Below are 11,560 nucleotides of genomic sequence, written 5' to 3' on the forward strand. Positions count from 1 at the left end.
CCGCGTGCCGTCAAGTCAGCCAAGCGCACCGATCTGCAGGTTCTGATACATCCCCCACATGGATGTGAACAGGATGGCCAGAACGCCCACCGCCTGCGTCTTTACCCGCAAAAACAAAAGGCGGCGCTGCAGCGCCTGCCCCTGATATTCGCCATCGGCAATGCGATGGGCATCCCCCAGCGTCAGAAGCCCGACAATTGCCATCGGAAAGACCAGACAGAACACGGCCTGCGCAAATTCGATGTTGTAGAAAAAGCCCAGGATCAGCAGCACCGAAAGCACAAAGGCCACAAAGCCCACGATCCACATCCCCGACACATGGGTGATGTAGAGCAACCGGTTCACCTTGATCCGGGCCAACGCCTCCAGATCCTCTTGCGCCTGTTCATGGCCGCGCCGCGCGCGTTGCAGCAGATCATAGGGCACGCCCAGCACGAAATGGCTGGTCATCGACCATTGCACCGCAAGAATGATCCAGAACCAGAGGTTGGAAAACGACCGCATGTCGATGAGTTCGAAGACGATCCTGTACCAATCCACGCGCATTTCCCCGTTGTCGCCCCGAAGGGCCGTGCGTTCTGCTGCGGCATTCCTAACCTTGCGGGGCGCGGTTTTCCATGGCAGGCAGAAAAAAAGTTGCCGATCCCTTCGCCCGCCCGCCAGATAAAGAGACAGGTTTCCGATGCGCCCGACCCAAGCCGCCTATCCCGCCACCCGGTTCCGCCGTCTGCGCAGCCAGGATGCGCTGCGGCGGCTGGCCCAAGAAAACGTGCTGACGGTGGATGATCTGATCTGGCCGATCTTCATCCGCGATGGGGCGGGTATCGAAGAACCGATCCATTCCATGCCCGGGGTCAACCGGCTGTCGATCGATCTGGCGGTGCGCGCGGCAGAGCAGGCAGCATCGCTCGGGATCCCCGCGATCTGTCTCTTTCCCTATACCGACCCTTCGGTCAAGACGGCGGGCTGCGAAGAGGCCTGGAACCCCGAAAACCTGACCAACCGCTGCATCCGCGCCATCAAGGCCGCCGTGCCGGGCATTGCGGTCATGACCGATATCGCGCTCGATCCCTATAACGCGCATGGCCATGACGGGTTGGTGCGCGACGGGATCATCCTGAATGACGAAACGGTCGAGGCGCTGGTACGCATGGCGCTGGTTCAGGCCGAATGTGGGGCTGATATTCTGGGCCCATCCGACATGATGGATGGCCGGATCGGCGCGATGCGCGCCGCGCTGGAAGCTGCCGGCCACAGGGATGTGGCGATCCTGTCCTATTCGGCCAAATACGCCAGCGCCTTTTACGGCCCGTTCCGCGATGCTGTCGGGGCCAGCGGTGCGCTGAAGGGCGACAAGAAGACCTATCAGATGAACCCGGGCAACAGCGACGAGGCGCTGCGTCTGATCGAACGCGATCTGCGCGAAGGGGCCGATATGGTGATGGTCAAGCCCGGCATGCCCTATCTGGACATCTGTCGCCGGGTGAAGGACGCCTTTGGTGTGCCGACCTATGCCTATCAGGTGTCCGGTGAATATGCGATGATCATGGGGGCGGCGGAACACGGCTGGATTGATGGCGAAAAGGCCATGCTGGAAAGCCTGCTCGGCTTCAAGCGCGCGGGGTGCGACGGGGTCCTGACCTATTTTGCCCCGCGTGTGGCGCGGCTGTTGCGCGGCTGATTGCCGAAAGGCTGGCCGCATGGATGACAAGCGGCGCAATCCATGCCATATCTGGTGGAAAGGGGCTTGAGACCCCGCAACCAGAGGCGTGAGGCAGAGATGATTTCCAGACGGAACCTGATCGGGTCGGCGGGTGCGGCAATGGCGCTCGCGGCCTGCGGCAATGGTGTCGGCGGCAAAGGCGCGGCGACGATTGACGCCCGGGTCGATGAAACCCGCAACTATCTGTTCAACCGCTATCCGGGCACCCGCGATCTGGCGGGCAAGGCGCTTGGCGTGCTGTATATGCCGCTGGTGACCGAGGCGGGCTTTGGCCTGGGCGGTGCATTCGGGCGCGGGGCGCTGCGCATCAATGATGTGACCGTGGATTACTATTCGGCCGCCAAGGCATCGATCGGGTTCCAGATCGGGGCCCAGCAATATGCCCATGCGCTGTTCTTCATGACCGAAGCGGCGCTGGCCGATTTCCGGCGTTCGCAGGGTTGGGCGGCTGGGGCCGATCTGAAATATGCCACCCCTGAACAGGGGGGCAGCATCGGCAAGGAAACCACTGAAATCGCGCCGGTTGTCGCGCTGGTCTTTGGCCAGTCGGGGCTGATTGCCGGGGCCACGCTGTCGGGCACCAAATATACCCGCATCATTCCCTGACCGGACCGGCAGGCCAGACATGGCTGCGGCGCACCTGCCGCAGCCAAGATCACATCAGCGTGTCAGGCGGCGGATCAGGCTGGATGTGTCGTTGCGCTGGCCGCCCATCTGCTGAACCTCCTTGTAGAACTGATCCACAAGGGCGGTGACGGGCAGGATCGCCCCGATCTGATCGGCGGTTTCCAGGCAGATTTTCAGATCCTTGCGCATCCAGTCCACCGCAAAGCCGAAATCGAATTCACCGGCCAGCATGGTCTTGTGGCGGTTCTGCATCTGCCAGCTTCCGGCGGCGCCCTGGCTGATGACTTCGACCACCGCCGCGCCATCCAGCCCCGCCTTCTGGCCAAAGGCCAGCGCCTCGGCCAGGCCCTGCACCAGACCGGCGATACAGATCTGGTTCATCATCTTGGCCAGTTGGCCCGCGCCACTATCGCCCAGACGGCGGCAGATGCGGGCATAGGCGGCGATCACCGGCTCGGCCCGTTCATAGGCCGCCGCATCACCGCCACACATCACCGAAAGCACGCCGTTCTGCGCCCCGGCCTGCCCACCCGAAACCGGCGCATCGACAAAGTTCTTGCCCTGTTCGGCAGCCACCGCGGCCAGTTCGCGCGTCACCTGCGCCGAAACCGTGGTGTGATCGACGAAAACCGTACCGGGTTTCATCCCGGCAAAGGCCCCATCCGGGCCAAGGCAGACGCTGCGCAGGTCATCGTCATTGCCAACGCAGGCCATCACGAATTCGGCACCTTCGGCCGCAGCGCGGGGCGTGGCCCCCCATTTGCCGCCATGTTCGACGACCCAGGTCTTTGCCTTGGCCTCGGTCCGGTTATAGACCGTCACCTGATGCCCCTTGGCCACCAGATGCCCTGCCATCGGATAGCCCATGACCCCCAAGCCAAGAAATGCCACTGTCGCCATGGTGTTCCCCTTCCAATTGCCCCCGGACGCGGGATCGACTAGGAACGCAATCCGGTAGCAAGGTCAAGGATGGGCCCGATGTTCACAGTTTTCCGCTGGCTTCTGCGCATCTTTACCGGGGTTGTGGCGCTGGCCGGATTGGCCATGCTGGGCAGCTATTACTTCCTGTCGCGTTCCCTGCCAGATTACGAGGAAGATTTCGCCCTGCCCGGCCTGACAGCGCCGGTCGAGGTGGTGCGCAACAATGACAACGTGCCGCATATCTTCGGCCAGTCCGACCGCGACGTGTTCTTCGCCCTGGGCTTTGTGCATGCGCAGGATCGTCTGTGGCAGATGACCATGCTGCGCCGTACGGCACAGGGGCGGCTGTCAGAGATCTTTGGCACGCGCACCGAAAAGATCGACGAATTGCTGCGCCGCTATGATCTTTACACGTTGGCAAGCCAATCGGTCGCGGTGCAGGACGCCTCTACGCAAGAGGCGTTGACGGCCTATGCCGAAGGGGTGAATGCCTGGATCGCACAGGTGAACGAGGGCGCGCGCGGACGCGGGGCACCGGAATTCTTTCTGTTCTCGCCCGAGATTGCCGCCTGGCAACCGGCGGATAGCCTGGCGATCCTGAAGCTGATGGCGCTGCAACTGTCCGGCAAGATCGGGGATGAGGTGCTGCGCGCCCGCATGTCGATGCTGCTGCCCGGGGCGCGGCTGGCGGATATCCTGCCCGATGATCCGGGCCAGCCTGTCGCCACCCTGCCCGATTATGCCAGCATTGCCCCCGGCGCGCGCCCGGCCCTGAAATCTGCGGGTCTGGCCACGCGCGACCCTCTGTCGCCCTTCCTGCCGCGCGGCTTTACCGGGGCCTCGAACGCCTGGGCGGCAGCACCTGGCCGGTCGGCTGCCGGTGGGTCGTTGCTGGCCAGTGATCCGCATCTGGGCTTCACCGCACCGACCCTGTGGTATCTGGCGCGGCTGGAGCTGACCACGGGCGGCGTGATCGGCGGCACGCTGCCGGGTGTTCCGGCGGTGATGGTCGGGCGGTCAGATGCGCTTGGCTGGGGGTTGACGACGGCCTATCTCGACGATCAGGACCTGATGCTGGAAGAGGTCAACCCCGACAATCCCGAAGAATACCGCACCCCCGATGGCTGGAAACGCTTCGAAACCCGCAAGTCGATCCTGCAGGTGAAGGATGCCTCGCCCAAGACGCTGGTGCTGCGCTGGACCGACAATGGCCCCGTTCTGCCCGGTTCGCATTATGATCTGGACAGCGTGGTGCCACCCGGCCATGTGGCCGCCCTGTCCTGGACGGCACTGAACGGGCAAGACACATCGATGACCGCGGCGATCCGGCTGATGAAGGCCCAGACCACGGCCGAAGCGATGGCAGCCGGCGAGTTGATGATCGCACCTGCGCAGAACCTGATGCTGGCCGATCGCAATGGCATTGCCTTGCAGGTGATCGGGCGGATGCCCCTGCGCGATGCCCGGCACGAAACGCAGGGCCGCATGCCCGCGCCAGGTTGGAAGCCGGAAAACCGCTGGCAGGGCTTTCTGCCCTATGCCGACAATCCGCGCTTTACCAACCCCGCCTCGGGCATTCTGGGCAATACCAACAACAAGACCGTCGATCTGCCTTTCCCCCGCCATTTCAGCCATGACTGGGGCGATACACAGCGCATCCAGCGCTGGCTGACGCTGATGAAAACCCGCGAAGTGCATACCCGCGAAAGCTTTATCGAAGCGCAGCTGGATACGGTCAGCCCGACCGCCCGCACGCTCTTGCCGCTGATCGGGGCCGATCTGTGGTTCACCGGCGAGGCCGCGCCCGATGGCACGCCCGACCGGCTGCGGCAAGAAGCACTGGAACTGCTGGCGAAATGGAACGGCGAGATGAACGAACATCTGCCCGAACCCTTGATCTATCAGGCCTGGATGCGCGCCCTGCAAGACCGGCTGATCCGTGACGAAATCGGTCCGATGGCCGATGGATTCACCGCGATCGAGCCGCTGTTTCTGGAACGTGTCTATCGCAATGTCGATGGCGCGGGCCTCTGGTGCGATGTGATCCAGTCGGCCCCGGTGGAAACCTGCACCGATCTGGCCCGCATCGCATTGGACGAGGCGCTGCTGGATCTGTCGGAACGCTTTGGCCGTCAGGTGGAAAGCTGGCGATGGGGCGATGTGCATCAGGCGGCGCAGGATCACCCGGTGCTGGGCGAAGTGGCCTTTGTGAAATGGTTCGTCAATATCCGTCAAAGCACCAGTGGCGATGACCACACCCTGATGCGCGGTCGCACCAAGGGAAGCGGACCGAATCCGTGGCTGAATGTGCATGGGGCGGGCTATCGCGGCGTCTATGATTTTGCCGATCCTGACAGTTCGGTGTTCATCACTTCGACCGGGCAATCGGGCCATCCGCTCAGCCGTCATTACGACAATCTGGGCGAACGCTGGCGGCGCGGCGAATATATCCCGATGACGCTGGACCCGGCGCTGGCCCGGGCTGCGGCGGTGGGCATCATGACCCTGACGCCGCCCGAGGCCAGCGAGTGATCCGCACCGACCGCTTGATCCTGCGGCGGGCACGGCCCGCCGATCTGCAAGACCTGCACCGCGTCTTCACCTGCGCGCCAGCCATGCGTTACTGGTCGGAACCACCGCATCAGACGCTGGCGCGCACGGCAACCTATCTGGACTGGTTGATCGCAGCCCTGCCCCCCGAAGCGGATGATTTTGTCGTGGAACATGCAGGCCGGGTGATCGGCAAGGCCGGCATGTGGCGACGCTCGGAAATCGGCATGATCCTGCATGCCGATCATTGGCGGCAGGGGCTGATGCGCGAGGCCTTTGCGGCGTTGATCCCCTATCTCTTTGCCACGCATGATCTGGATCACCTGACCGCCGAGGCCGATCCGCGCAACCTGCCTTGCCTGTCACTGCTGGCGGGCTTCGGCTTTCGCGAAACCCATCGGGCGGAGCGCACGCTGCTGTGGGGCGATGAATGGTGCGACAGCGTCTATCTGCGGCTGGAGCGGGCACCGGGTTAAAGCGCGCGCCAGCCCGCCTCTTGCCGCGCGGTCCACAGCACATCAATGCGCCAGCCGGTTTCGGTCTGGGTTTCAGCCTGTACCACGCCTTCGCCATGCAGCCAGGCCCGGCGCCGGCCATCGCTGAAGGGCAGATCAAGCTGCCTTGCGCTGCGCGCCTCGTCAAAGGCCATGCTGATCGCGGCAAGAAGCCCGTCCAGCCCTTCGCCTGTCAGAGCCGAAACGGCAAAGACACCCTCGCGCGCCGCAGCCTGTGCCTGCAGCCCTTCGCGCAACCCCGGTTCGACCAGATCCAGCTTGTTCCAGATTTCGAAGATCGGCGTTGCGCCCGGCACCCCAAGGCTGTGCAGGATGTCGGTCACATCCGCCGCCTGTTCCGCACTTTCGGGATGGGCGATGTCGCGCACATGCAGGATCAGATCGGCCTCCAGCACCTCTTCCAGCGTCGCGCGGAAAGCGGCCACCAGTTGCGTCGGCAGATCAGAGATAAATCCCACCGTATCGGACAGGATCACCTTGCGCCCCGAGGGCAAGGTGACGCCGCGCATCGTGGGATCCAGCGTGGCAAACAGCATGTCCTTGGCCAGCACATCGGCCCCGGTCGCCCGATTGAACAGGGTCGATTTGCCCGCATTGGTATAGCCCACCAGGGCCACAATCGGAAACGGCACCTTGCGCCGGGCGCTGCGGTGCAATTCGCGGGTGCGGACCACCTTTTCCAGTTGGCGCTTCAGCCGGATCACCTGTTCGTCGATGGCGCGACGGTCGTTTTCCTTCTGCGTCTCGCCCGGCCCGCCGACAAACCCGAACCCGCCGCGCTGGCGTTCCAGGTGGGTCCAGGCCCGCACCAGACGGGTGCGCTGATAGGACAATGCCGCCAGTTCGACCTGCAGCACACCTTCGCGGGTTCGCGCGCGATCGGCAAAGATTTCCAGGATCAGGCTGGTCCGGTCCAGCAGCTTGACCCCCCATTCCTTTTCCAGATTGCGCTGCTGCACAGGGCTGACCGGCCCGTCCACCAGAACCAGACCGATCTCTTCCTGCCGGAACCGGGATTTCAGCTCCTCAAGCTTGCCCGAACCGAACAGCGTGCCGGGGTGCAGCCTGGGCAGGCGCACCACTTCGGCGCCGATCAGATCAAGGCTGGGCAGGGCGCCCGCCAAAGACACCGCCTCGGCCAGACCATGTTCCGGCAGACGGCGGCTGCGTTCATTGCGAATGTCGGGATGCAGGATCCAGGCGCGGGTTGGCTTTGCAGCGGTTCCGTGCAGACCAGCCCCGTCTGCCAAAGGCAGCGGGGAACTGTCATCCTGCGGGTCAGGGCGATCAGAAATCAGTCTTCACCCTCATAGAGGTTGATCGGAGCGCCCGGCATGATGGTTGAAATCGCATGCTTGTAGACCAGCTGCGACTGGCCATCGCGGCGCAAGAGCACGCAGAAATTATCAAACCAGGTGATGACACCCTGCAACTTGACACCGTTGATCAGGAAAATTGTCACCGGAACCTTGGCTTTCCGCACATGGTTGAGAAAAGCGTCCTGCAAATTTTGTTTGTCGGCAGCCATTTTTTTTGCCTTTTTTATCGCGCGGTCCTAGGAATGCCGCCTCTGGCCGTTCAAGAGGGCAGCAGAATCAGTATGTCTGGCAAAAGGCCGAGATTCCAGCCCAAAAACAGACCTTTATCGCAACAGTTGCGTCATGGTGCCCGCCAGGCTGCGGGATTGGCCAATGCCAGCACCGCCAGAACCTCTACCCGGCCCAGAACCATCGCCCCGCCCAGCACCATCTTGGCCAGATCACCCAGTTCGGCAAAGCGCACAGGCAGGTCGCCGGCATGGGTGGCGATGGGCCCGGTATTGCTCAGCGCGGCGATGGCCAGCACCAGCGCGCGGTCAAACCCCTGCCCCAGCAGCGTCAGTGCCGCCACCACGCCGCCGATCGACATGGCAAACAGCATGAAGAACACCCAGGCCAACTGCGCCCCTTGTCCGCGCAGATAGCGCTGCTGCGCCCCGCCGCCGCCCACCGAATGTGGATGGACCAGCCGTTCCAGTTCCCGTTCGCCCAGCCGGTAGAGCGCATAAACGCGCAGCAGCTTCACCCCGCCCGCCGTGGTGGCAACCCCGCCACCTATCACGGCCAGCCCCATCAGGATCAGGCCCGGATTGCCAAGGCCCGACCAGTGCCGGGCCATATCCCATTCCGTCGCGACAAAGCCGGTGGTGGTCAGAAAGGACAGCGCCGTGAAGGCCGTGCCCCACAGCGCATGCAGCAGATGGCCAAGGCTTGGTGTGCCCGCCTGATCGATGGCGCCGACCCAATGACGCAGGAACAGCACGGCCGTCACTGCCGCAACGAGGCCAAGGGCCATGCGCACCTCGGGGTCTTGCAGCGGCGGACGGCTGCGATCGGCGAACATGTCGCCCGGAAAGGCGCGGCGCGTCACGGCCAATGCCAGAAACCCCGCGATCAGAACCTCGCTTCCAACGCTTGCCGGTTCTGCGCCAACCGGCAGGATACCGCTGGTCGAGATTGTCGCCATGGCCAGCGCCAGCGCGCGGAACCCGTCCTCGCCCGCCATCACAAGCAACATCCACAATGCCATGGTGAAGCCCAGATAGGCCGGGCCCAGCAGCAGCGCCAGACGCATTTCGCGCTCGCCTGGATCGGCCAGCCGGGCAATCTGCCGGGTCTGGTCACTGGCAGAGCGGCGCGGCACCATGATCTCCATCCCGCCCAGATGCAGCGGCATCAGCACCGCCACCCCCATCACCAGAATGAAGAACCCGCCCAGCCAGCCCACCAGCATCCGCCACAGATGCAGGCTGGGCGGCAGGCGCCCCGGCGCATCATACAGCGTGGCCCCGGTGGTGGTGAAGGACGACAGCATTTCGAACCAGGCATTCAGAAAGCGGGTATCCTGCAATACCTGATGAAACGGCACTGCCAGCAGCAGCGGCAGCACGGCATAGGTCGAGACCAGCGAGACCAGATGATTGCGCCCTTTGCGCGGCCGGTTCACCACAGCCAACCCCACCATTGCGGTGAAGATCATCAACATCACCGCGCCATACAGAAACGGGCGTCCGACATCATGGTCGCGCAGCGCATAGGCGTGCAGGCCGGGCACAAGCATGGCCAAAGCCGCTGCCGCCATCAGCAGCACGAGCAGGGGCAGATCGCTGAACCGGTTCAGCGCCATCGGTCAGAAGAAATCGATGGAGACTTGCAGCAGACGTTCCACCTCGGGCACGTCTGGTGTCATGGCAAAGATGGCGATCACATCGCCCTCATCAATCCGCAGGTCGCCTGTGGGCTTCATCACCTTGCCCGCCTTCATCACTGCGCCGACCAATACGCCTTCGGGAAATTCGATATCGCGGATCTGACGTCCGGCCAGCGGTGATGTGCCCAGAACCTGCGCCTCGATCACCTCGGCCTCGGCATCGCCGATGGAATAGATCTGACGCACCCGCCCATGCCGGATATGGCGCAGGATCGAGGAAACGGTGGTGGCGCGCGGGTTGATATGGGCGTCGATGCCCAATTCGCCCAGCAGCGGCAGCAGGGTCGGATCGTTGACCAAGGCAATCGCCATGGCGCAGCCCGCCGATTTGGCCCGCACTGCAACCAGCATGTTGGTCTTGTCGTCATCCGTCACGGCCAGCACGGCATCGGCCCGGTCAATCGCCGCTTCGGTCAGCAGGTCGATATCCATGCCATCGCCATGCAGAACGATGGTGCGTTCCAGATGATCGGCGGCATATTCGGCGCGGGAGCGGTCCATCTCGATGATCTTGGCACGGATGCGGTCGCTGCGCGCCTCCAGCGCACGGGCCACACCAAGACCCACGTTGCCCCCGCCCACGATGATCAGGCGTTCCTGTTTTTTGGTAGATTTTCCAAAGACTTCCAGCGTGCGGTGAATGTCCTCGCGATGGGTGAAGACATAGGCCTGATCGCCTTCGAACAACTGATCGCCCGGATCGGGGGCAAACAGCCGGCCCTTGCGGCGCACGCCCACCACAATGGCGCGCAAGGTGGGAAACAGATCATTGAGCTGCCGCAGCGGCGTGTTCAGCACCGGGCATTCGTCGGTCAGATCGATGCCGAGCAATTGCGCCTGCCCTTCAAAGAAGCTTTCGGCGTCAAAGGCCGCGGGGGCTGCCAGACGCTGCAGCGCGGCTTCGGCCACTTCGCGTTCGGGGCTGATCACCACGTCGATCGGCAGATGATCGCGGCGATACAGATCGGCATAGATCGCATCAGTATAGCTTTGCGCCCGCAGGCGGGCGATCTTGCGCGGCACGGCAAAGACCGAATGGGCCACCTGACAGGTGACCATGTTCACTTCATCAGAATGGGTGGCGGCGATGATCATGTCGGCATCGCGGGCCCCTGCCTTTTCCAGCACATCCGGATAGCTGGCAAAGCCCGTCACACCCTGCACATCCAGCGTTTCACTGGCGCGGCGTACAAGATCGGGGTTGTTGTCCACCACCGTGACATCGTTGCGTTCGCCCGACAGGTGCCGGGCGATCTGCCAGCCGACCTGCCCCGCGCCACAGATGATCACCTTCATAGCCTACCCCTGTCTGTGCCCGGTCAGGGATGGCATGGGGCGTCAGGCGGGTCAAGCTTCTGTCCATACCGCAGCTTCACGATCAAATCGCATGTTCCGCACAATACAGAAGCTCCTGGTCGGGCATGGATGACATGACCGCGCCCGACGGCAACCCTTGGGCGCACCACATCTCCGGCCCGTGCGGGATATTTGCAGAAGATTTGGCAATTAAACCCGGCGTTAATGCCGGGTGGTGATGCTGGGGCTTTAACTTTCCGGGAACACACACGGCAAAGGTGCTGTGTGTGTGGTTTTCACACCTGACAGGAGACATCGGTGAATCTCGAAGACGCAGTCAAGAACCATGCTGAGTGGCGGTTGAAATTCCGCCGCGCCATTTCGCAGAAAGAGCGGATGGATGCCGCAACGATCGGCAAGGACAATTGTTGCGCTGTTGGCCAATGGCTCCATGGCGAAGGTGGCACCCGGTGGGGCCGCACGCCGGAATTCATGAAGGCGATGGACAAGCACAAGGCGTTTCACGTTCAGGCCGGGCGCGTTGCGGGTCTGGTCAACGCGGGCAAATATGCAGAGGCCGAGGCTGCACTTGGCAACGGCACGCCCTATGCCAACGCGTCGAACGAAGTCGGGGTGGCGTTCATTGCGCTGAAGAAGGCCGCTGCCCTCTGACGGCAGA

11 protein-coding genes are annotated in these 11,560 nt (G+C 63.2%); 5 read left to right on the forward strand and 6 right to left on the reverse strand.

What is annotated here, in order from left to right:
• Window positions 1-15: 15 nt before the first annotated feature.
• The gene (locus V6590_RS02025) at window positions 16-546 is read right to left on the reverse strand and encodes a component of SufBCD complex (RefSeq protein WP_335418757.1); all 531 of its coding nucleotides are present in this window, start codon (window positions 544-546) and stop codon (window positions 16-18) included.
• A gap of 136 nt (window positions 547-682) precedes the next feature.
• Between V6590_RS02025 and hemB the strand changes: the two genes are divergently transcribed.
• Together hemB and V6590_RS02035 are read left to right on the forward strand one after the other, a co-directional pair.
• Window positions 683-1,681, forward strand: a complete 999-nt coding sequence (gene hemB, locus V6590_RS02030) for a porphobilinogen synthase (protein ID WP_335418759.1) — start codon at window positions 683-685, stop codon at window positions 1,679-1,681.
• A gap of 99 nt (window positions 1,682-1,780) precedes the next feature.
• Window positions 1,781-2,329: a lipid-binding SYLF domain-containing protein gene (locus V6590_RS02035; protein WP_335418762.1), complete on the forward strand. Its 549-nt coding sequence runs from the start codon at window positions 1,781-1,783 to the stop codon at window positions 2,327-2,329.
• A gap of 54 nt (window positions 2,330-2,383) precedes the next feature.
• Here V6590_RS02035 and V6590_RS02040 read toward each other — a convergent pair whose 3' ends face one another.
• Window positions 2,384-3,250, reverse strand: coding sequence for an NAD(P)-dependent oxidoreductase (locus V6590_RS02040; RefSeq protein WP_335418765.1), 867 nt, complete (start codon window positions 3,248-3,250; stop codon window positions 2,384-2,386).
• A 78-nt stretch (window positions 3,251-3,328) separates the two neighbouring features.
• Between V6590_RS02040 and V6590_RS02045 the strand changes: the two genes are divergently transcribed.
• Window positions 3,329-5,803, forward strand: coding sequence for a penicillin acylase family protein (locus V6590_RS02045; protein ID WP_335418768.1), 2,475 nt, complete (start codon window positions 3,329-3,331; stop codon window positions 5,801-5,803).
• Entirely contained in the window at window positions 5,800-6,297 is a 498-nt protein-coding gene (locus V6590_RS02050; protein WP_335418771.1) for a GNAT family N-acetyltransferase, read from the forward strand. Before V6590_RS02045 ends, V6590_RS02050 begins: the two co-directional genes overlap by 4 nt.
• Here the strand turns inward: V6590_RS02050 and hflX are convergent.
• The 4 genes from hflX to trkA all read right to left on the reverse strand — a co-directional run bounded on the left by hflX (window position 6,294) and on the right by trkA (window position 10,881).
• On the reverse strand, window positions 6,294-7,586 hold the full coding sequence (gene hflX / locus V6590_RS02055) for a GTPase HflX (protein ID WP_335418774.1): 1,293 nt from the start codon (window positions 7,584-7,586) through the stop codon (window positions 6,294-6,296). The two genes, V6590_RS02050 and hflX, sit on opposite strands and share 4 nt — an antisense overlap.
• Window positions 7,587-7,630: 44 nt before the next feature.
• Window positions 7,631-7,864 (reverse strand): RNA chaperone Hfq, encoded by a 234-nt coding sequence (hfq, locus tag V6590_RS02060; RefSeq protein WP_054303569.1) that lies wholly within the window; start codon window positions 7,862-7,864, stop codon window positions 7,631-7,633.
• 131 nt (window positions 7,865-7,995) lie between these two features.
• Window positions 7,996-9,501 carry a TrkH family potassium uptake protein gene (locus V6590_RS02065; protein WP_335418795.1) on the reverse strand — a complete coding sequence of 502 codons (1,506 nt, stop codon included), beginning with the start codon at window positions 9,499-9,501 and terminating at the stop codon, window positions 7,996-7,998.
• A gap of 3 nt (window positions 9,502-9,504) precedes the next feature.
• Window positions 9,505-10,881, reverse strand: a complete 1,377-nt coding sequence (trkA, locus tag V6590_RS02070; protein WP_335418797.1) for a Trk system potassium transporter TrkA — start codon at window positions 10,879-10,881, stop codon at window positions 9,505-9,507.
• Window positions 10,882-11,199: 318 nt separating this feature from the next.
• Here trkA and V6590_RS02075 point away from each other — a divergent pair, with 318 nt between their 5' ends.
• On the forward strand, window positions 11,200-11,553 hold the full coding sequence (locus V6590_RS02075) for a CZB domain-containing protein (RefSeq protein ID WP_335418800.1): 354 nt from the start codon (window positions 11,200-11,202) through the stop codon (window positions 11,551-11,553).
• Window positions 11,554-11,560: the final 7 nt, after the last annotated feature.

The sequence above is a fragment of the Gemmobacter denitrificans genome (genome assembly GCF_036964905.1).
GTDB lineage: Bacteria > Pseudomonadota > Alphaproteobacteria > Rhodobacterales > Rhodobacteraceae > Gemmobacter > Gemmobacter denitrificans.

Bases quoted from the DNA above. Each gene is read 5' to 3' on its own strand.
- hemB (WP_335418759.1), top strand. From the start codon at position 683: ATGCGCCCGACCCAAGCCGCCTATCCCGCCACCCGGTTCCGCCGTCTG.
- V6590_RS02035 (WP_335418762.1), top strand. From the start codon at position 1,781: ATGATTTCCAGACGGAACCTGATCGGGTCGGCGGGTGCGGCAATGGCG.
- V6590_RS02025 (WP_335418757.1), bottom strand. From the start codon at position 546: ATGCGCGTGGATTGGTACAGGATCGTCTTCGAACTCATCGACATGCGG.
- V6590_RS02040 (WP_335418765.1), bottom strand. From the start codon at position 3,250: ATGGCGACAGTGGCATTTCTTGGCTTGGGGGTCATGGGCTATCCGATG.
- trkA (WP_335418797.1), bottom strand. From the start codon at position 10,881: ATGAAGGTGATCATCTGTGGCGCGGGGCAGGTCGGCTGGCAGATCGCC.
- V6590_RS02065 (WP_335418795.1), bottom strand. From the start codon at position 9,501: ATGGCGCTGAACCGGTTCAGCGATCTGCCCCTGCTCGTGCTGCTGATG.
- hfq (WP_054303569.1), bottom strand. From the start codon at position 7,864: ATGGCTGCCGACAAACAAAATTTGCAGGACGCTTTTCTCAACCATGTG.
- V6590_RS02045 (WP_335418768.1), top strand. From the start codon at position 3,329: ATGTTCACAGTTTTCCGCTGGCTTCTGCGCATCTTTACCGGGGTTGTG.